Below are 22,430 nucleotides of genomic sequence, written 5' to 3'. Positions count from 1 at the left end.
TCATTGCACCTCATTGCCATAATGCCTATGAAAAATTTCTGTAATATATCTTACATTATCAGCCATCATGGAAATATGATTACCCGGTACTTGGTATTTGTGTATTTTGCCCACTACTAGATATTCAAGCCCATTGTTTGCTAAACCATAATTCCTTTCATTGATTCTTACATTATTTGGTTTGATTAGTACTACACTACCCTCATACCTCTTTGGAGTGTATTTATTAATGAGTTCTGCGTCTGAATACAGGTTGTTCATCATTTCTTGTAAAATCTTTGAATTCAAATTTGTTGATTTTAAATTTTTGTGCATAATTGATTCTATTTGTTTTTGGCTAAAACTTTCATATTTGCCATTAATGCCAAAATGTTTTAAGTTAAATCCTGGATCTATCAAAAATAAACTAGATAATTGATGTCCCAACCTTTGAAGTTGACATGCTACTTCATATGCTAATGTTCCTCCTAAAGACCATCCAACTAAAAAATATGGCTCACAAAAATTATGAGCTTTTATTAAACCTATGTAATGGCTTGCTAATTTTTCTATTGTATCGGCACCAAAATTAGATGGTGGCTTGTTAAAAGCTATCAATTGCCTTCCATGTAACAACTCCCCAAATTTTTTGTAATTATATGAACTCCCTCCTGCAGGAGGAAAAGCAAAAATATTAGATCTCGCCTCTTGATTGATTACTACAAAATTGTTACTATGAGCCTTATTACAAATTTCGTTCAAAGCTAATGCTAAGCTTTGAATATTTGGGTTAGAGTAAATTAGCGATACAGGAATGTTTGTCATAAAATATTCTGAAAGTTTGTATGCTAAGGTTTGAGTACTTAAAGATGTCATCCCTAGCCTAAAAAAATTAGTTTCATTTGTGTTATTTTTGTAAGAGATAATATCTTTTAGGAACTCCATAATTATTCGTTCTTGTTCATTTTTATGCTTAAAAGATATAATATTATTTTTTACTACGTACTGATTTAAGCCGATATAATCGATTTTACCACTATTGGTTTTTGGCATTTTATCTATTAAATTAATATTAGTTGGTATCGAATAATACGGGAGTTTTTTAGAAAGTTGTGAGAGTATTTTTTTTTGAAAATTATTTTCTTTAGGATTGTTGAGTACAACAAAAGCGTTAATGGTATCATTCTTGCTAGAATGCAGTACTGCTGAATGTTTGATTAACTTTATTTTACTGAGTTCATGCTCAATTTCTTCTAAATTAATCCTGAACCCCCTAACTTTACATATTCTATTTTTACGACCCAATTGGAATAACATACCATTTGGCATTATTTTTCCTAGATCACCTGTGTTAAAGAAGTTGACACTGGTTAGGTTTGGACTTAACGGATTTTTAACAAAATTGTTATTTGTCACCTCTTTTAAATAGCCAATTGCACAGCAGTCTCCACCTATTACTATCTCTCCCACACACCCAATAGGCAGGATTTGCATCTTGTCATTAACCACATAAACTTTTGTATTTTGGATAGGCCTTCCCACTGGTATAGATGGGTAGTTACTTTCATATTCTGTTAGATCCAAATATACCACTGAAGCAATTTCTGTTGCACCGTATCTGTTGTAAATTTTTGTACTCGTAAGTGTTTTTTTTAGTAAGTTTAACAGTGAACTGGTAATAGACTCCCCACTAATCTCTAGATGCTTTATACAAGTCAAGTAAGAAGCAGAATCTTGACTAACTAATAAAGCCGCTAGATGAGAAGGAGTAAAAAATATTCGACTCAAATTATAAGCTTTTACTTTAAGCAAAAACTTATTGGCATCTGATAAATCATCCTCTGAAAAAACGTATAGGCTTGCCCCTTGTATTAGCGGTTCAAAAATTTCTCTTATGCTAGGAGCAAAAGTTAATTTGGTTTTATATGCACAGACTTGTTCTTCTTTAATTGGATAATTGTTTTTTAGCCAATGTAGTCGATTTAAATGGCTTTTTTCAGTACTAACTACTAGTTTTGGGTTACCAGTTGAACCAGAAGTATAAGAAATAATGCGTTCTTGTTCTGGATCATATGCATCGATAGTTTCATATAAAACCTCATCATCTCCTATTTCATCAACATTAATTACATTAATACCTAAATCTTGTATTAAATTAACGTAACTTGTACTAGTGATAACATACTTTAAGCCAAGATAGTTACATATTTCTTTTAATTTATATTTTGGGAAAGTAGTCTCAAGTCCAATCAGACAAAAATTCGTACGAAACACTGAAATGACTGCTGCAACTTGCATAAATGATCTTGGTAAGAAAATACCAATATATCTGATTTTCCTTAAATTACTTAATCTGCTACTAATTTTAGAAACAGCTATAGCAAGATATGAATAACTGTAATTCTTCCCGTCGTGATCATATATTGCAATTTTATTTCCATCTTTCTCTATATGTTGTTTAACTAAACTCCATAAAGAAGTGTGTATGTCGTAAGGAATATCTGTATTGGTAAAATAGGATAATATGTCTTGCTCCCATTTATCGATAATGTTAATTTGTGTGACTGGTTTGCTTGCAAGTGTTTCTATATTTTCTAATAAATAATGAAGTTTATCAGAAAATGCTGTAAGTGCTTCTGCATCAAAACAATTATTGTTAAACTTAGCATTGATGTGTAATTCGTTATCTACTAGTTCACATATAAAAGTACAATCAAAATGTGCACTAATCTTCCCAGAAAATTTCTCTATTGTTATTAGAGAGCTTTCATCCTCTTTTTGTTTCTCATAATTTTGACAAGCAAAAAGAAAGTTAAATAGCTCACCTTTGTCAATAAGGTTACTAATAGTACTGAGTGCTACATTACCGTACTCAACTGCTTCAGCCACCATGACAGCAACTTGTTTGCAAAATTCTATTAAATTTAAGTCCTTATCAAAATCAAAACATAAAGGTACAGTTGCAACGCAAGGACCTACAATATTTTCTACTCCCTTTATGTTATGTGGTCTTATGGATAATGTATTACCCCATATTACTTTTGATGATTCAAGCATATGGCACGAGATTAAAATACCAACAAGGGCATTCAAAACTGTAGAAAAAGTTAAAGAATTTTGCTGTAGAAAGCTAAAAATCTTATTAGAAATACTATAAGACCTTATAAGATAAGAAAAATCTGTTTTATTTTCTTTATCTGATAATTTATAAATAAAACGAGTAGGTTCAAAATCTTTTAATATGTTTCTCCAATAATTATAAGACTTATGAGCAGATCTAGTATTAATCCAATTGGCATAGTCACTAAAGTCTGTATGCAGTTTATCATTGATGTTTTTATTTGCTAGAATTGCATTATAGTTATTAACTATATCTTTTTTCAATATATGCATTGACTGTCCGTCAATTACAGCATGATGCACAAGGATTATTAAATCATATGTTTGATTTGCTCTTTTAATCAGGACAAATCGTATAACTTTCCCATTTTTTATATCGAAACCATTTATTTTTTCAGCATCTATTAAATCATCTATATTATTATAGTTATTAGCTATTTCAGAGGAATTATATGCTATATAAATTGAATCAGTTGGTGCTTGAACTTTAAGCAGCACATTTTTTGTGTCTATTTCATCATATACTAACTTGCTTCTTATTGTTTTATGCCTTTCTACACTTCTTAGGCATGCTGTTTTCAGAGCATTTTCATTTATGCTATTAGCAATTGTAAGTTGCCAAGCTGAAATGTAATTATTATCTATAGAGTTATTATAAGTGAGTATATCTTTTTGGAAGGGTGTAGCAATATAATAATTTGGTAATTCTCCTGAACTTTGAATATAATTAAAGTTCCTTGTAAAAATTTCTAAAAACTCCTTTGCTTTAGCTCTCGATAAAGTTATGTCAAAACTACATTCTACTCTATTGCCTTCAACCCAACAATTTAAATCAATTAGATATAGGGGCTTGATTTTTTTGGATTTATATAGACCAATCTGACCATCCATATCATTAAGCAATACTCCATAGCTATTTTTCAATCTAGTTTGCCCTAAAAAATTAAAAGAAATTAAAGGCTTATACTCTTGAAATAACTTAGATATTTGATGATTTGATAAATATTTTAAAATACCAAAATTAACCTCATTTTTTTGCACTGTTTTTAATGAGTTTGAGCAATTATGATATATAAATTCAAGAGGGCTATCCTTGATATTTCTATAATTAATAGGGTATTTAGCAGTAAACCAGCCTATTGTACTCGCAAGGTTGACTGATTGGTTAGTAAGATCATATCGCCCATGTGACTCATGTTCTACTAAAATTGAATCAATATTTAAGGTTTGAGAGAGAGCAGATATTGCACTTGTCAATACAGTAATTCCATAATCAATAGATGATTTAGTATTCTGCACAGGAAAACTTAAAGAATATGAATCTGCTAAGGCGTTTGCACTAAATGAAGTAGTTGAGGAGGCTAAAAGTTGCGAATGAAAAAACTCAATTTCAGTTTCCTCCACCTCAATATTTCGTGCATAATTATTTATACTATTACTCCAATGTAGATACCCTCTATTAGGGGCAAAATTAATTGAGGATTGTCCTTTATAGATCAAGTTTAGCTCATCAAAAAAGAGATTCCATGATACAATATCTATAATCAAGTGGTGGCATGCAAAAGTTATTTTTACTTTTTGATCTTTTGCATCGCACCATAGGCAAACAGCAAAAAATATTCCTGTTTCTATATCAATTTTTGTAGCTAGTTGTTTAAGTACAAGATCCTTAGTTAACTTTTGACCTTCAATTAAATTGTCAAAAGTATAATTTGGCATTTTTGCACTTTCTTTTTTAATCCATATCCAAATACTGTGTTGTCTTCGAAATATAGTATTAAATATCTCGTGATTTGCCAATAATGTAGTAACAGCTCGATTAATTTCCGTTATCCCATCTATATTATCTACAATGAAAGTGCAATGTTGGAAGAAAATATTATAATCTTCATTTATTTTATCAAAAAACCAGTGTTGTATAGGGGTTAGCTTGTAACTTAAAGATAATGTGTCTCTAGTATCTATGTAGTCAACTAATGTTGTATCTTCAGTTAGGTAAGATAACACTGGATTGCTTAAAAATTTCGGAGGTTTAACATTTATGTTTAATGACTGGATTTTAGCTAGCATATGTAGCATTTGTAAAGAATCACCACCAAGCGTGAAGAAATTACTATTCTCTGTTATTTCTTCTACTTTAACTTCCAATATTTCAGCCCAAATATTAGCTACTTTTGTAATTAAATAATTTGTAGGTTTAATTACTGCATTTTGTATATTATCACAGCTATTATTTTCTTCAAAGTTTTTGATTAAGCGTTTTTTATCTATTTTGCCACTAGGAGTTAAAGGGAGCTCAGTAATTACGTTGTAATGACTAGGTATCATAAATTCTGGTAAATATATTGCTAATCTTTTTTGTAACTTCTCTAAATTAAATTTATTGATATTATGCTCAGCTACTTCAATAAAAGCTACTAATTTTGAATTTACTAAAATAGTACAACTGTTGCTTACATATGGGAATTTAGCAATATTGTTATTGATTTCTCCAAGCTCAATTCTTATCCCCCTTATTTTTATCTGATCATCTGCCCTACCAAGATATTCTATATTGCCATCACATAAAAACCTTGCTTTATCAGCTGTTTTATACATTATTTGATAATTAGCTAAATTATCCGAATATATGTTTTGCAGAAAAGATATTTTACTTAGTTCTAGGGCATTCAAGTATCCAGAAGTAAGGCATATTCCGCTAATATATAAATCTCCACTAACCCCTATAGGTAGTAATTTAAAGTTACTGTCAAGAATAAAACATTGCGTATTTTGTATAGGTTTACCTATTGGTGGAGTAAGAGATTCTGTGTTTTCCTCACAATCCCAATAAGTAGCATCAATACTGGCTTCGGTTGGACCATATAAATTCGATAGTTTAGTATGCGGAAACTTTTGTTTAAAATCTTCTATAATAGCGTAATTAATGGCTTCACCACTTGCAAATACTCTAGTTAAGCTTTGAGCCTGCCTTACTTCTTTGAATTGTAAGAATGCGTTTAGCATAGAGGGTACAAAATGCATTATATTAACCTTATGGTCTACAATATATTTTGAGAGGCTTATAGGATCCCTGTGTATTCCAGGTGGTGCAATTATAATAGTCGAACCATACATTAATGGCCAAAAAATCTCCCAAACAGAAACATCAAAACTGTACGGAGTCTTATGCAAAACTCTATCATTTTGTGTTAACTGATATTTATTCTGCATCCAGTCTATTCTATTCAGAAGAGCATTATGCTTTATGGGAATACCTTTAGGATTACCTGTAGAACCTGAAGTGTAAATTATATAAATATTTTCGCCAGTAGGAATCTTTTTAGACACTTTGTTACTGTAGTTACTAAATTCCCGAGAACTAATATCTATTTTTTTGTTTTTGAAGTTAATAAACTTTTTTAAATTTTCACTGTCAGACAAAATCACCTCTGACATAGAATGTTCTAGAATATATACAAGTCTTTCTTCTGGATAGTCTGCGTCAAGAGGTATATAGGCACGTCCTGACTTGACTACTGCTAGAATTGAGATTACTTGATTAATTGATCTTTCTAAGCATATGCCAACTGACTTACTATTTCCTGCTACAGAGTTAATTAAAGATACAAATTTATTAACCAAAACATCCAAATCCTTATAAGTAATCGAGGTATCACAATAAACTAGAGCTATGTTATTGGGGACTTGAGAAACTTGGTCTAGAATATATTGATATATGTTTTTACATGGCTTAACATATACATCATTACCTCTTGATAAACCAAGCAGTCTTTGTTGTTGATTGTTGTTTACTAGACTATAATCTGCTATTAATTTACTAGGATCTATTACAATATCAGACATTAATGTGATAAAACTTTCTTGTAAATTAGCAATAAATTCTGGATTATATTTTTCAAGGTTATACTCAAATTCGAAGTGAATTTGGTTATCACGTACCTCAAAACTAATTAGTAAATCACATTGAGGATCGATTTCATTGATATGAAAGTTAGTACATTCAACTTCTGGAATTTTAAACGTTCTTACAAAAGATAGAGATTGATTCACTACTACATTTGGTAGTGTTTGTTTTTGTGTTCTTAATATTTTTAATACATAAGGGGTTGAGAAATACTGATATTGTCTATCTGCCTTCCTTAAATGTTTAATGTGATCCACTAAATCGACAAAAGATGCATCACTGCTAATATTGCATAACAATATTAGCATATCAATATGGAAGCCAATAGATTGACTATCCTGTGCTTGTCTATTGTTCACACTATAGGATACAGATACTTGTTCTTGATGAGTAAATCTATATATTAAACAGTTAACGAATGCAGTGATAACAATAAATAGGGTACTATTAGTACTTTTTACTAGGCTTAATAGCTCACGAGATAGTCTGTTAGATAAAGTAAAGTAACGCCTTCTCCCTCTAAATTTTTTTATTGAAACCGATCTTTCAAGGAATTTAGTGCTTGTTTGTGCATTATGTAGCCTTGTACTCCAATAATCCTCTAACGTTTTAATATGTGACTCACCTAACTGTTCTTTTTGTGACCAACTCAGTACATCTTTTTTGTATAGCGGCTTTATATTATTTTCATTGCTCAGATTTGATAGATATAAATCCTCAATACAGTCAATTAACATATTGCCACCAATATTATCAAGTATGATATGATGAAAAGTCATACATAATAGATATTCATCTATATCTAACTTAAGTAATAACTGTCTGTAAGCAGACTGATTTAACAAATCAAAAGGGGTCAAGTATTCTTTAATAGCTGCACTAATTCCATGCTCCTCAGGTTGCAACGAAAGGTCAACAAAAGTTGTATCTAGTCTATCTGCAAATTGATCCAATAGATACTGATAAGGAGTACCTTCATTCTCGCTAAATCTTAAAGTGAGTACTCCTGTTTTATTTAAAGTTATTAAAATTGCATCAAGGAGCTTGGGAACGTCTATTTTACCTTTGAATCTATAACAAAAGTTTATATTATATGATAAGTTATCTAAATTATTTTTCCACTCCCACCAAAGTCTTTTTTGGGAAGCACTAAGTGGTAATTGATTCGGTATAGTCATTTATGTTTCCTTCATTAGTAAAGTATCAAAGCTAAACTCAACTCTCTGGAATGAGTTCATTAAGTCTGAGACTTGGTTAAAAATTTTAGGGGAAATTGTATCATTGTTCTCCTGTGCTTGGTTAATAATCTCTTTTATTACTTTAGCCATTAATGTTATTTCTGCTTCTCCCATACCTCTCCTAGTAATTTCTTGTACGCCAAGTCTTAGTACTGGCATATCAAAAATGACTCTAGCATTAGTGCTGATATTATATCTTTGTAGCAAAGCACATACTTTTGTAGATAGTGTGCTTGTAGGTAAACACAGAAGAACAATATTACTTTGCGTAAAACCTTTGCTGAACTCTGCTACATCTAAGCCATGCTCAATTAACTTCTTTGCTAGTATCTGTGCATTGATTAGAGTTTTCAATGCATACTGTTTAGAGAAGAAATACATTTCCAGTATGCTTATATATAATGATATCGATTGATGAGTATTTTGGGTTGATACAAAAGCACAATCTAGTCCCTCCGTTAAAACATTTAATTCTTGATCCAACCAATACGTTATAGCTTTATGTGGACCTGGGAAAGTTTTGTGCGTATTACCTTGAACTAGGTTGCATCCTAAGTTTATCGGATTAGGAAACACACCACCACTAATAAGCCCAAGTGTATGCGATGCATCATAAACTATAATTGTTTCATCCCCACACGCATCCCGTATTTCTTCTAAATTAAAAGGGAATAACGTAACCCCGTGATCAATTAGTATAATTTTAGGTTTTTTAGAAGTAATTTGCTGTTTGAACTTTTGTATATTAATTTCTTGCTTTGACCTATCAAATGGTAAGAATTGGCTTATTCCGCCTAAATACTGTACTAGATTTCTAGTTGCAAAATGCCCACCATCGTTAGGATCAAGTGATAAAACTAAGTCTCCCGACCTCATTAAAATTGCAAGATTAGTAATTACTGCATGCATTCCAGATAAATACCTAGTTTCAACTTTTTTAGCATTGAACAGCTTGATTGCAGCATGTTGAGCTTTTTTTTCAAGATTATATATTTCAGGCAAGCCTCGGAATACTAAACCATTTTTGTTGACAGAGAATTGACAATTTTTGTAATCATCCAATGTACCTAAATGATACCTATTTGCCCAAATAGCACTATTAAATTTAAACGCTGTCTCAGAGACGATATTTTCGTTAGCCGTGATATTTAAAACTTGCTTTTCTCTCTTCTCAGCATCTTTTAAACTATTATATAAGTTTTTAATCTCTCTAAATTCTAGTTCTTTCATAAAAGTTTACCTAAAATGTTTTACCCCAATATATAACACCCTTAGTACCTATATACTCAATTAACCTCTCTACTGTCCGAAAAGAGTTAGGATAGTATTTTTTTATTAAATAGGTCATATTTTTCTAAATTTCCATCAAATAAGTTAACAATGTCTCTAGTAAGTAACACTCGTAATTCTTCCTTAAATTTCTTCCTAACAAACATATAACCACTAAGGTTATTTTGTATTTTATACACTGTAAGTAAAATTGCTAAAATCAGTATCATGTATAAAGTTACCTTGATACCATTTAAGTCCCTATACAAAAAATGTTTAGCATTTAACATGTTGTTTGATAAACTTAAAAAACACTGAGATAAATCTTCTTACGGCATTATCTAATTTTTGGTATATCTATTTAAGCTCTTGATCAAATACTAATATGCACTCACATTTTATATCCATGTCAAAACACTAAATTAGAAAATTATTATTACCAATGCTCACAAAATCAGTAGGTACTGTACGTAAGTAAAAAATACTTAGAGATAATTTTAAAAATCTTTCTATTTATCTTTGCATTTAAAACAGATACCTATAATCTTAAATTAGAAATTTTTAACCTTGTAGGATAATAATAGTTAAAATAAATTAGATTTTATGGAAGACAAAGAGATACTGTGTCCACAAGAGATTTATGAAAAATATCTGATGACTATTGACGGCATAAGATTCACGCCAAGGGAAATAGATATAATAGCATGTATTATGCATGGGAAAAATGCGAAAGGAACAGCCAATTTTCTATCAACTAAAGATAAATCGCTCGAAACCAAGACTATTGAAAGTCATATTCTTAATATTAAACGAAAAATAGCAGCAAATTCCCGAGAAGGGATTATAAGTTTTATAGAGAAATCTGATAAATACAAACTAATACACAGTTATTATTCGAGTCTGTTAATTCAACAAGAATTCAATAAAATTCTACAGGAAATTTTAATATTAACAAAGTCTGATAAGATATCCTTTCTCATTGTTTTACCAAGGTTAGGAAAGAATAACTTAAACTTGCTGGTCAATAAACTATGTATTGATTTACGACTTATAGGCATAACAGTTTCTACAGAGTTTCAAGAGAATCCTAATGCTACTCCTATAGTAGTATGCTTAAAGCATAAGGAGATCAGTGCTACAGGTCTACAGTTAAAACAATGCACAATCTATGTTCTAGCTGTAAATGAAGCTAATGTACCTGACCAAGAGGGACATAGTTCTATCATTGTAGATGATGATAAAGAGATATCTAAAGTGTTCTTCCTTTTAGCAAAAGAAGAACAGTGTATAAAAATGTTATCTAAACAAACGAGTCAAACTAATTTTGAATATATTAATCCTTCACTATACAAACAATATCATTTTTTGTTTCTTGAAATCATCACAAGACTTTTCCCTAATACAAATATCGAGAATATTATCCGTAAGTTTAAGGAAAGATATAGTAGTATAATAGAAAACTCTAGTTCAATTTATCCTATACCTCCTCCGGTAAATAGAGATGTACAAGGTAACACAAAAAATATTTATATATTAGTATTCAGTGTAATTAGCATAATTGCTTTGGTAATGTTTTGTCTTTGCTTTTTTACACTTGAACCTAAAGCAAATGTTAATAAAACTATTAGTAGTCAAGGAGAAGAATCGCTATTTCTTACAGCACAAAAGTCAATAATATCTACTAAAAACCTGACAACTTGGAATATACCTAGACAAGATCATATTTTTATCGGCAGAAGAAATTTATTGGATGATTTATATAATAAATTACATCACCATCATACACCGCAAACAATCAGTAGTTTAGCAATTAGTGCCTGTGCTGGGCTTGGAGGAATCGGCAAGACACAATTAGCCTTGCAATATATCACTCATACAAAACATCCTTATACGCTTAAAGTTTGGTTTCCTGCTGAAAATGTTGATCATTTATATAACAAGTATGTTGAGTTTGCCAAATTATTAGGATACGCAGAAGTCAACTATACCAAAGAAAGCATTATTGCGTATGTTAAACAATGGCTAGTTGACAATCCTGGATGGCTGTTAGTTTATGACAATGTCAACAACTATCGTGAAATTGAAGCATTTTTACCAAAAGCTGGCGGATATGTTATTTTAACAACTCGTCAACGTCATTGGCCAACAAATTTTTCAATATTGCCTATTGATGTTATGACAGAACAGGAAGCTGTAAAAACAATAAGGTCCTTAATACAGCAAGATACAGCCAAAGAACAAAATGAAATAAAAAAATTAGTAGAAATTTTAGGATACTTACCATTAGCACTAGTACAAGCTGGTGCTTATATTAGGCAAAACCATATAACTGTCCTAGAATATTTATATCTTTACAAGAGTCATGAAGCAGAATTACTAGCAAGCAATATTTTACCGGAAGGTACAAATAACCATCCTGTTGCCATAACATGGAATATTAGTTTAGAGGCAATTATTAGAGATACTAAAATAAACAATGAACCACCAATAGCTATTGAGCTTTTAACAGTATGTGCCTACCTAGCACCAGATAAAATATCTCGTAAATTATTGCTTGCATGGCTTCAAGCCGCTTATCCTCTTTTATCATCTCCACAACTAACATTAAACAAGCACATTGCTCTATTGTGGCAATATTCTATGATCAACTACACTGATAGTGATCATATTGCTATTCATCGACTAGTACAAACTGTGTTACGTTATCAACTTCAACAAGGGCTAGACAATAAAAACAATATTTATTCTATCCTAGATTTACGATGGTTTGAATTGTTGTTGCAATTTTTTATAGATCACGAAAATGACTTTAAGCTTACTAACTCGTTTCAACAACTTATTGAAACCAGTAAGCAATTCAAAAGCAAATTTAAAGATAATTATAATGAAAATCTTGCGACCATGGATTTAATTATTTCTTCAGCCTATTTTCATCAAGAAAAATATCAAGACTTTTTTAATCTTTTGCAAGAGGTTGATAGATACTTGCAAAGAACTGATGGTTTAGAATTATTAAAGTGTAAAATTTTATATTTATACTCAGCATATTTTTGTAAAATGGGTAATTATCAAAAGGCAGAAGAAAAAATAAATACAGCAATTAACAGATATAATGATATAAAAGTAAGTAAGTCAATAAAGGCTAATGATCTAAAAAATTTAAATGCAAACTTATTGTTTAATAAAGCTACTCTTGGTTTAGTCAAAAATAAAACAACAACTAAGACTAATAGGAATAAACTAGAAATAGAGATTTTCATTAAATCAATTCAAGAAGCAATAGCATTATTTAACAAGACTCATAACACTAGAGGTTTTTTGCGATCAATAGCATTGTATGGGAAACTACTTATGTTAACAAACCAAGCTAATAAAGTGATAATAGAGTTTAATAAATATACTAGTTTAATTGAGAAAATAGCTGATGATAGCACAAAAATATTTTTTTATTTAACTTATTCTGATGCTTATTTTAGCAGTGGAGATTACAATAAAGCCTTGAATTATTGCAATAAGGCAAAACAACAAGCAGAAAAACTACATCTTGAACAAGAACTAAATCACATTCATCATAAGGAAAACACTATAAAAACTTTATTGCAAAAGAGTTAACTAAATTTAACTATAACTATTTATCCTCTAACTATAACAATAATTTCAGTTACTGTCTCCGTTTTACCGCTGATCTATCGAATTTCAAAAAAAATACCCTAGGTGCTAAAACTTCTCTGGACTCTGTTAGTGATGAGGGTAATATATTAGTAGTGACCCACGTGGTGTGGTGTTCAAGCACCGAGGTTAGAAACAAAGAATCAGAAAATTTTTAAAATCTAACCCCAGTGCCACTATTTTCTAAAAGAGCAAAAAATAGGAGTTAATTCTATGTTTACCAATATTAAAAATCAACAAAATAATAATAAACAAGATAAATTAACAAGTGATATTTCTTTTGAACTAGAACAAGCTAAGCAAAAACTACAAGCTGATGAAAAATTGACCTATCTAAATCTTAGCGATCATAATATTGGTAGTAATATCAAACTACTTAGCGAAGCTTTAAAAAATAGTGAAACAGTAACCTACTTAAATCTTCATAATAGTAATATTGACGATGAGGGAGCAAAGATAATTGCAAAGTTTTTGCAAGACAACAACATAGTAACCAAAATAAATCTAAGCAACAACAATATTAGTTATGAAGGGATAAAACATCTTGTTAAGGCGTTAAATATTAATAATACTTTGGACGAAATAAACCTTGCACATAACGATATTAACGATCAAGGAGCAGACATACTAGCTAAATTTTTAGTAAATAATAGGACTCTCAAGCGAATACATCTCAATGATAATAATATTGGTGCTAATGGGGCTTTTCAACTTTGCAAGGCTTTAGAATTTAATTAGGGCTCTAACCGAAATAACGCTTGGTTACACTTTTTTGTATCATAATTAGGCAGAGGAGCTTGTAAAAAGTTTAAAGAATAAAAAGATTGTCAGCAAAATAATGTTAAGTTTTTATGACCACGAAAAATATGATATTAATTCTAATTATCCTAAACTATCAGAGTTATTAATCGAGGCTTTAAGAGATAACTACATAGAATAAATATAAACTAGATATAGATTTCTCTACTTTTTCAGTTAGTCTTGATATTGTTATTTTCTTAAAGACTAACTGAAAATTTGATTTCTTGGTATTATTAACGTCATTGCCAATTCTACTTACTTAACAAAGTTCAGATAAAAAATCTAAAATAATTAGCCCCTGACTATAACAATAAATTTACCCACTGTCTCCGTTTTACCGCTGTTCTATCGAATTTCAAAAAAAATACTCTAGGTGCTAAAACTTCTCTGGACTCTACTAGTGATTAGGGTAGTATATTAGTAGTGACCCACGTGGTGTGGTGTTCAAGCACCGAGGTTAGAAGCAAAGAATCGCAAAATTTTTAAATCTAACCTCAGTGTCTATTGTTTATAGTCAAAAAACAGGAGTTAATTCTATGTCGAGTGATATTGAAAATCAACAACAAAATAATAAACAAGATAAATTAACAAGTGATATTTCTTTTGAACTAAAACAAGCTGCGTTAAAACTGATTAATAATTTAGACAAAATAAACCTTGCACATATCAATCTACTTAACATAGCTTTGGAAAATGCTTTAGAAAATAATAAAACGCTAACTCACATAAATCTTCGTAATAGTAACATTGACGATGAAGGAGCAAAGATAGTTGCGAAGTTTTTGCAAAACAACAATATAGTAACCAAAATAGATTTAAGCAACAACAATATTAGCTGTGAAGGAGTAAGTCACCTTGTCCCAGTGTTAAAGATTAATAATACTTTGGACGAAATGAACCTTGCAGATAATTATATTAACGATCTAGGAGCAGACATACTAGCCAAATTTTTAGCAAATAATAGGACTCTCAAGCGAATACATCTCGATAATAATCATATTGGTCCTAGTGGGAGTTTTAAACTTTGTAAAGCTTTAGAACTTAATAGTACTCTAACCGAAATAACGCTTAATGGCACTTTGTTGTATCATAATGAGGCAGAGGAGCTTGTAAAAAGTTTAAAGAATAAAAAGATTGTCAGCAAAATAATGTTAAGTTTTTATGACCACGAAAAATATGATATGAATTCTAATTATCATAAACTATTAGAGTTATTAACCGAGACTTATAATAACTACATAGAATAAATATAAACTAGATATAGATTCCACTACTTTTTCAGTTAGTCTTGTATTGTTATTTTCCTGAAGACTAACTGAAATCTAAATTTATTGGTTTTATTACCGATCTTACTTACCTTAACAAATTTCAGATAAGAAATCTAAAATAACTAACTCAAAAAGAATATTGTACGAGTTCAATCTACCTATGTCAAACAGTTTTATATTATTACAAAAACATTAAATATTTCCAATATATCTGTAATTTTTTGCCTTTTTAAACAAAGAAGTATTTTTATTAAATTTTTTAACCAATTTTCACGCTTGCAGTTATTTTTACAAAAAGCTTACTTTTAATAAAGTAATTTGCAATACGTTTAACTTACTACCAGTTCAATAAAATTATAGCTACTTTTTCTTAAATTTATACAGTTCATTTATTTTACAATCAATTAATATTTTCCACCTATAGCTATTTTTTAGATAAATCATTTTTCTTTTTTTAATACCCTTTCTTCTATTCCCACCCACCCTACCTAACCCTATCAGGGAGATTCTGCTGGCTATATAAAGCTTGCCAATAAAATAAACTATGTAGTTACAAGTTAGGTTTTAGCATTTGCTTTTGAAATCCCTCTACCCGCACTTGGGCAAACTAGGTAAACCTAGTTTGCCTGTGCTCAAAGATTCAGTTTTTGTCATTGCTATTACCCAAAACTTACAGCTTATAGCGGTAATAGCAATGGCAATATATCACTGTAATAAATCAGAAGTACGAAGAAGCAAAGGACAAAATGCAGTTGCAGCAAGTAGCTATATTTCAAGAAGTAAATTGCAGTTTTTTACAACTGACCGTAAAACAGGAGAAAAACGCACTATTACCTATAATTTTAACAGCAAGAAAGGACTTATTCATAGCGTAATTCTAGCTCTAGAGGGTTCTCCTAGTTGGGTGTATGATAGACAAGAATTATGGAATAGAGCAGAAAGTAGCGAAACAAGAAAAAATGCTGAAACCGCTAGAAAGCTGACCATAGCCTTACCAAAGGAATTAACTCAACAACAGAATACTGAACTTACCGAACACTTTGCTTCTGAGTGGCTAGTTAGCCATGGCATGATAGCAGATATAAACATTCATTATGACAATCCAAATAATCCTCATGCCCACATTCAGATGACTACTAGAAAACTACTACGTTTAGAAAATGGCGAAATAATTTTTGGTGAGAAAGGACGTGAATGGGGAAGAAGAAATTTTTTATATTATTATCGGGAAAATGTAGCCTATTTCATCAACCAATATTTAGAAAAATATGGTCATTTAGCTAAGGTATCACATTTATCGCATAAAGCAAGAGGAATTGATTTAATACCGACTATCCATGAAGGAACAGCGTGGTATATAAAAGACTCGAAGCTAAAATTAACAAATGTGCAAATACTAAAAGAAAATGCCGCAAAGATTAGAGAAGATATAGAATTAGTTTTTCAGAAATTATCAATTAACAAGCCAGTTTTTACTAAGGAAGAAATTGCTATAGCATGCCGATACGTTAGCTGTAGATATTGAGTCATGGCAAGCGGATAAACAAGGATTTCAGCAACGTTTAAGAGAGATAAGTAAACAATTAGTAGCAGAAGATTTAGCAACAGAAAATATTAAGGAAAGTCCTGTCCAAAATTTAACTATTTTAGCAGTTAGAAAATGTTATAATTTCAGTGTCGCTCGCAGTTATTATGTGCAACTCTGCTCTATCTACCTGACTCGGTATAAAGACCTTATCGCCCAAATGAAATTTAGCGATATCCGGTAAATGATCACTATTACTTGTGTGAACATTTTTCATGATTTTTCTAAGATTCTCGATATCTTTTGACTTATAAAATCTGACTGCAATTTTTCGCATATAATCCCCTGTAGTATCTGTATTGTAGGGGAGTTATTATATCATAAAAAATCACAATTTGCACCATATTTGTGATATTTTTACCTCATATTTTTATTAATATAATTTAAGTTGTTTTACAACAGGAAATCTCTTAGACAAGACACTAATAGTCAAAAAAGTGCTGCTAAAAAAATCACAACTCTTACTAAAAAAATAGTGACAAGTAGTTATTTAGTTGTTTGACAAATTATTATTATTTAATCTTAAATGGATTGATATGGCTATTACTAAAAATAATTAACGGGACTTTGTTGATAACTTAAGTACTATTCACTTTTGACCTAAATAATAAAGAGAGAAAAAAAATGCCTTTAACCGAAACAATTATACAACAAATAATAAATAACTCTATTACTACTCTTGACCTTCATGATAACTATATAGGAGATGCAGGAGCGAAATCGCTAGCAGAATGCTTAAAGGATAATAAATCTATTACTTCTCTTTACCTTTATAATAACCAGATAGGAGATGCAGGAGCGAAATCGCTAGCAGAATGCTTAAAGGATAATAAATCTATTACTACTCTTCGGCTTGATAATAACCAGATAGGAGATGCAGGAGCGAAATCGCTAGCAGAATGCTTAAAGGATAATAAATCTATTACTCAGGTTTACCTTTCTTCTAACCAGATAGGAGATGCAGGAGCGAAATCGCTAGCAGAATGCTTAAAGGATAATAAATCTATTACTACTCTTTCCCTTTATAATAACCAAATAGGAGATGCAGGAGCGAAATCGCTAGCAGAATGCTTAAAGGATAATAACTCTATTACTACTCTTCGGCTTGATAATAACCAGATAGGAGATGCAGGAGCGAAATCGCTAGCAGAATGCTTAAAGGATAATAAATCTATTACTCAGGTTTACCTTTCTTCTAACCAGATAGGAGATGCAGGAGCGAAATCGCTAGCAGAATGCTTAAAGGATAATAAATCTATTACTACTCTTTCCCTTTATAATAACCAAATAGGAGATGCAGGAGCGAAATCGCTAGCAGAATGCTTAAAGGATAATAACTCTATTACTACTCTTAACCTTCAAAGTAACCAGATAGGAGATGCAGGAGCGAAATCGCTAGCAGAATGCTTAAAGGATAATAAATCTATTACTACTCTTAACCTTCAAAGTAACCAGATAGGAGATGCAGGAGCGAAATCGCTAGCAGAATGCTTAAAGGATAATAAATCTATTACTAATCTTAACCTTTCTTCTAACCAGATAGGAGATGTTATAGCAAAAGAGATAGCAACAGAATTACAGATTAATAAAGACCCTATTAAAAAAGCTGCTAAGATACTAAAACAGCAACAACAAGCAGAAGCAGATGAAAAAACCAGACAAGAAGCTGAGAAACTTGAGCAAGAGACAAAGCTTAGAGAGCAAGAGGAAGCTAAATTAAAAGCTATAGAGGAAGCAAAAGTAAAAGAATATATCCCAAATATACCAGCTGTGAAATTATTTGAGGTAGCAGATGGGGATAATCAGTTTAATAATGATGATCAGGCTACTATCAAGCAAGTATCGGATTTAATCCGAGATGGTAACGACCGTCTGCAGGAACATGGCAAAAAGGGAATATTGCTACTTGGTAATACCGGGGCTGGCAAGAGTACACTCGCTCATTTGTTTAGTGGTAGGAAGTTGCAGGCGATTTTTGATAATGAAACTGATGAACTGGTTATTGATGCGATGCAGCCACTTGCCAATATTGTCATTGGTCATAAACTGGCTTCCGAGACTAAAATCCCTAATAAATGTTTTGCTAAAGATATAATCATTTGGGACTGCCCTGGCTTTAACGATACTGAGCCTGTTCAGGAAATTGCTAACAGCTTCTATATTAAAAGACTCTTTGAGACTACAGATCAGTTGAAATTTGTGTTGATAATAGCTGAATCAGATTTAAGGAGTAAAAGAGGCAATGATTTCCTTGAAACGCTATCTAACTTTATGAAAAGTTTTAAGGATGTTGGTTCTATAGGGGGTAGCATATCTTTAGTAATTACCCAGGTATCAAAAGACAAGGATACTCAGCATATCAGAAAATCTATAGAGAGAATATTAACAGATAATCAAAGGGCAAAGGATGAACACAAGGAACTAGTTAATAAGCTCAAAGATTGTTCAATACATCTATTCCATAGACCAAATGAAGAAGGTGAGTTAGTTGCACCCGATTTACTGGCAGCAATAGACACATCATCCAAATATTCTGACGTTAACGGTGAGATGGTCAACGTAACTATTTCAAAGGAAGCTAAGGAGTGTTCATCTCATTTGTTAAATACTGCCAGTAACAATTTTAATCAACTATTAGAAGTGATAGTTAAAGCTATTGGTAATGCAACTAAGTGCTTGAATGTCAATCCACTCAATGCATTTTCCGAGAATTATCATCTTGTCAAAGATTGGATACCTTCATCAATTAATTACCATGAACTGAAACAACATAGTGAAGGTGAATATTTTCTAGAGCTGGAATTATTATCAAGATTGCAACAAGTATTTAGTAAGCCGATAGATAGCATATCAAATGCCATAATCAAATTGCAGATAGCAGTGGATATTTTTGCTGAATATGCTGAATCTGATAATTCTCAGCTTAAGCATCAGATACAAGAGTATGGTTATTGTTTACAGCAGCAATATGACTATGTGCAATTCTTTTCTGATGTCTGTAAAGCTGAATTGCCTGATCATGCAAAGATTGCAGAGTTAATAACGGCTTGCCATACTAAAGTAACAGAAAATCTTGAGTATCAAGTTAGTAGCTTGCCTATTGACAAAAACCAATCTGACCCGGCTTATTATCATGAAGCTCTAAAATATTTGAAAAATTATCAAGATTCTCCTGCCTGCAAGAATCTTAAGGCTATAGCCTATAGTTGCTTAGCTAGTATCGCAGAGAAGGATGGTGGCAATGAAGCGGCATCTGTTTACTATGCAAAAGCTATCGAAGCCAATAGCCATTTACCAGAGATATATGAAAAACTGGGACAGCTCTTTTTTAACAAGAGTGAATATGCTAAGGCAATTGACTGTTATAAAGTCGTTAATAATGAATTTGAGATAAAGGCATGTTTTAAAGCATGGTTAAAACAAGATAAAAGAAATCCAGATATAATGTTACAGCAGGCTGAGTATCTTGAGTCTATAGGTTTATTTGAGCAAGCCAAGAAATATTATCACCATGCATTCAGCCTCAGTCATGATGAAAATTTTAAGGCTGCAGCTCTAGAGAAAATTGGTAATATTATGGTTAATACTGCTACCCAAGGTCAGAATTTTATCACTAGAGCAAAGGAACATAATTTGTACAACTATGAGCTGGTAACTGAAGAATTTACCAACAATTTACTTGGCGATATAGTTTTAAAATGTGATTTGTACTGCTAAGAGATTGCGAAACAGTTTGCTGTAAGTATACTCAATTAACCTGAAGAGTTGGCAAAATGATTAAAAGTTATAGTCTGAAATTGGTCAGTTATAAGAGTAAGCAAATTACCTTTGTATTTATCAATATTAGCAAAAAATCTATCTATAGCTTCTGAGAATTGAGCGAAATTATGGTAAAATTTATTATTTGTTACAATTCTATGCATAAATTTCCATAATCGTTCAATCGGATTAAGATTAGGGCTATAGGGTGGTAAAAATACTAATTCTATTTTGCTATTTACTAGATACTCCTTTACTTTCTTTGACTTATGATACCTAGCATTATCACAAATCAAATATATCTTCTCTTTATATTTACAACAAGTCATAAAATACCTAGATGCCATTGTTGCCAATAATAAAGTGATACTTGATGCTTTAAGTGGTAAATTTTAATAAAATTATTTACCCTTGCTTTTTTAAGATTGTAGCTATTTGAGGTAATGAAATAAAAAATTTGAATGTGTAGCGACTTGATATTTCTGATTAATGTCGCCACACATTAAATCTTAATTAGCTAAATTATGTGCTTATTTAATAATTTTGGCCACTGTCTCCAGTTCAACACTACTAATAATAAATTTTATAAAAAATCACTAATTGTGAGCAAAAAGGTGTACTTCTAGGATTAATAAAGATATGTGTGAAGATAATACTACGTGGTGTGGTGTTAAGCACCGAGGTTAGAAGCAACAATCAGCAAATTTTTAAATCTAACCTCAGTGTCTATTTTCCAAACACAAAAAACAGGGATTAATTGTATGACGAGCAATGTCAAAAATCAACAACAAAATGATTCAACAAATGAAAAAATAAATAATATCACTAACATTGCTGCACAAATACTTAGAGAAGTTTTGCAGAGCAATAATATAACTTATATAGAACTTATCGATGTTCGTATAGGTTTAGAAGGAATTGAAATACTTGGCAAAATTTTAGAACATAATAAGCTTATAACCGCAATACGTCTTTGCGACAACGATATTGACCTTGAGGGACTAAGTTTGCTTATCAAACTGTTAGAGAATAATCATAGTTTGATTAATATAGATATTGAATATAACAACATTGGGGTTCAAGGGCTAATCATACTAGATGAATTTCTAGAAAATGATAAAACCATAAAGCAAATAAGTCTTAGAGGCAATGATATTGGTGATGAGGGAGCGGATATACTGGCAGGAGTTCTAACAAATAATGAAATTATAAAGCAAGTGGATATTGGTAGCAATAATATTACTGATAAAGGAGCAATCATATTAGCAAGACTTCTAAAAAATAATAACACTATAAAGAAAATATCTCTTAATAATAATGATATTGGTGATGTTGGGATTGTCCAGCTTGTTAAAGCTTTGGAAACTAATAGAACCATCAGCCAAATAAACCTTAGCTATAATAATATTACTGATAAAGGAGCAATCATATTAGCAAGACTTCTAAAAAATAATAACACTATAAAGAAAATATCTCTTAATAATAATGATATTGGTGATGTTGGGATTGTCCAGCTTGTTAAAGCTTTGGAAACTAATAGAACCATCAGCCAAATAAACCTTAGCTATAATAATATTACTGACAATGGAGCAATAACACTGGTGGGACTTCTAGAGTCTAATAATAAAATTACAAGCAAAATAATAATAGATTTCACAGATTTTGAAAATGCAAATATTAGTTATCAAGTACAAGAGCTGTTAATTGAGACTCTAGAAAGTCACAACAAAAAACTGGAGGTATAATTTTAAAAATATTTATCTTTTTTTAATAGTGAATATATTGATGTGGTTAAAAAGGTATCTATTACACCAAAAAAGATCATGTTTTGCTTG

The 22,430-nt window shown here is 31.0% G+C and carries 11 protein-coding genes; 6 read left to right on the top strand and 5 right to left on the bottom strand.

Going from position 1 to position 22,430, the window contains the following annotated elements; genetic code table 11:
- From ACFEL2_RS02405 to ACFEL2_RS02395, 3 genes are all read right to left on the bottom strand, one after another.
- A complete protein-coding gene (locus ACFEL2_RS02405) occupies window positions 1-8,184 on the bottom strand; it encodes a non-ribosomal peptide synthetase (protein ID WP_375332154.1) in 8,184 nt (2,727 codons plus the stop codon).
- Window positions 8,185-9,474, bottom strand: a complete 1,290-nt coding sequence (locus ACFEL2_RS02400) for a hypothetical protein (protein WP_375332153.1) — start codon at window positions 9,472-9,474, stop codon at window positions 8,185-8,187.
- Between the two features lie 86 nt (window positions 9,475-9,560).
- Complete coding sequence (locus ACFEL2_RS02395) at window positions 9,561-9,743, bottom strand: hypothetical protein (RefSeq protein ID WP_375332152.1); 183 nt, start codon at window positions 9,741-9,743, stop codon at window positions 9,561-9,563.
- 373 nt (window positions 9,744-10,116) lie between these two features.
- Here ACFEL2_RS02395 and ACFEL2_RS02390 point away from each other — a divergent pair, with 373 nt between their 5' ends.
- From ACFEL2_RS02390 to ACFEL2_RS02375, 4 genes are all read left to right on the top strand, one after another.
- Window positions 10,117-13,125, top strand: a complete 3,009-nt coding sequence (locus tag ACFEL2_RS02390; protein ID WP_375332151.1) for an NB-ARC domain-containing protein — start codon at window positions 10,117-10,119, stop codon at window positions 13,123-13,125.
- A gap of 270 nt (window positions 13,126-13,395) precedes the next feature.
- Window positions 13,396-13,920 (top strand): hypothetical protein, encoded by a 525-nt coding sequence (locus ACFEL2_RS02385; protein WP_375332150.1) that lies wholly within the window; start codon window positions 13,396-13,398, stop codon window positions 13,918-13,920.
- Between the two features lie 599 nt (window positions 13,921-14,519).
- On the top strand, window positions 14,520-15,230 hold the full coding sequence (locus ACFEL2_RS02380) for a hypothetical protein (protein ID WP_375332149.1): 711 nt from the start codon (window positions 14,520-14,522) through the stop codon (window positions 15,228-15,230).
- A gap of 649 nt (window positions 15,231-15,879) precedes the next feature.
- Window positions 15,880-16,776 (top strand): MobA/MobL family protein, encoded by an 897-nt coding sequence (locus ACFEL2_RS02375; RefSeq protein WP_375332362.1) that lies wholly within the window; start codon window positions 15,880-15,882, stop codon window positions 16,774-16,776.
- A 121-nt stretch (window positions 16,777-16,897) separates the two neighbouring features.
- Here the strand turns inward: ACFEL2_RS02375 and ACFEL2_RS02370 are convergent, their stop codons facing one another.
- On the bottom strand, window positions 16,898-17,113 hold the full coding sequence (locus ACFEL2_RS02370; RefSeq protein WP_375332148.1) for a hypothetical protein: 216 nt from the start codon (window positions 17,111-17,113) through the stop codon (window positions 16,898-16,900).
- A 347-nt stretch (window positions 17,114-17,460) separates the two neighbouring features.
- On the opposite strand from ACFEL2_RS02370, the gene ACFEL2_RS02365 reads away from it, so the two are divergent.
- A complete protein-coding gene (locus ACFEL2_RS02365; protein WP_375332147.1) occupies window positions 17,461-20,553 on the top strand; it encodes a hypothetical protein in 3,093 nt (1,030 codons plus the stop codon).
- A gap of 35 nt (window positions 20,554-20,588) precedes the next feature.
- Here the strand turns inward: ACFEL2_RS02365 and ACFEL2_RS02360 are convergent, their stop codons facing one another.
- On the bottom strand, window positions 20,589-20,924 hold the full coding sequence (locus tag ACFEL2_RS02360; protein ID WP_341751177.1) for a transposase: 336 nt from the start codon (window positions 20,922-20,924) through the stop codon (window positions 20,589-20,591).
- A 432-nt stretch (window positions 20,925-21,356) separates the two neighbouring features.
- On the opposite strand from ACFEL2_RS02360, the gene ACFEL2_RS02355 reads away from it, so the two are divergent.
- Window positions 21,357-22,340 carry a hypothetical protein gene (locus ACFEL2_RS02355; RefSeq protein ID WP_375332146.1) on the top strand — a complete coding sequence of 328 codons (984 nt, stop codon included), beginning with the start codon at window positions 21,357-21,359 and terminating at the stop codon, window positions 22,338-22,340.
- Window positions 22,341-22,430 lie beyond the last annotated feature (90 nt).

This window comes from Candidatus Tisiphia endosymbiont of Temnostethus pusillus, from assembly GCF_964264675.1.
In the GTDB taxonomy this organism is placed as follows: domain Bacteria; phylum Pseudomonadota; class Alphaproteobacteria; order Rickettsiales; family Rickettsiaceae; genus Tisiphia.
The sequence above is the reverse complement of the archived record's forward strand: the minus strand, read 5'-3'. Positions and strand labels throughout refer to the sequence as shown.

Bases quoted from the DNA above. Each gene is read 5' to 3' on its own strand.
- ACFEL2_RS02405 (WP_375332154.1), bottom strand. From the start codon at position 8,184: ATGACTATACCGAATCAATTACCACTTAGTGCTTCCCAAAAAAGACTT.
- ACFEL2_RS02400 (WP_375332153.1), bottom strand. From the start codon at position 9,474: ATGAAAGAACTAGAATTTAGAGAGATTAAAAACTTATATAATAGTTTA.
- ACFEL2_RS02395 (WP_375332152.1), bottom strand. From the start codon at position 9,743: ATGATACTGATTTTAGCAATTTTACTTACAGTGTATAAAATACAAAAT.
- ACFEL2_RS02390 (WP_375332151.1), top strand. From the start codon at position 10,117: ATGGAAGACAAAGAGATACTGTGTCCACAAGAGATTTATGAAAAATAT.
- ACFEL2_RS02385 (WP_375332150.1), top strand. From the start codon at position 13,396: ATGTTTACCAATATTAAAAATCAACAAAATAATAATAAACAAGATAAA.
- ACFEL2_RS02380 (WP_375332149.1), top strand. From the start codon at position 14,520: ATGTCGAGTGATATTGAAAATCAACAACAAAATAATAAACAAGATAAA.
- ACFEL2_RS02370 (WP_375332148.1), bottom strand. From the start codon at position 17,113: ATGCGAAAAATTGCAGTCAGATTTTATAAGTCAAAAGATATCGAGAAT.
- ACFEL2_RS02365 (WP_375332147.1), top strand. From the start codon at position 17,461: ATGCCTTTAACCGAAACAATTATACAACAAATAATAAATAACTCTATT.
- ACFEL2_RS02360 (WP_341751177.1), bottom strand. From the start codon at position 20,924: ATGACTTGTTGTAAATATAAAGAGAAGATATATTTGATTTGTGATAAT.
- ACFEL2_RS02355 (WP_375332146.1), top strand. From the start codon at position 21,357: ATGACGAGCAATGTCAAAAATCAACAACAAAATGATTCAACAAATGAA.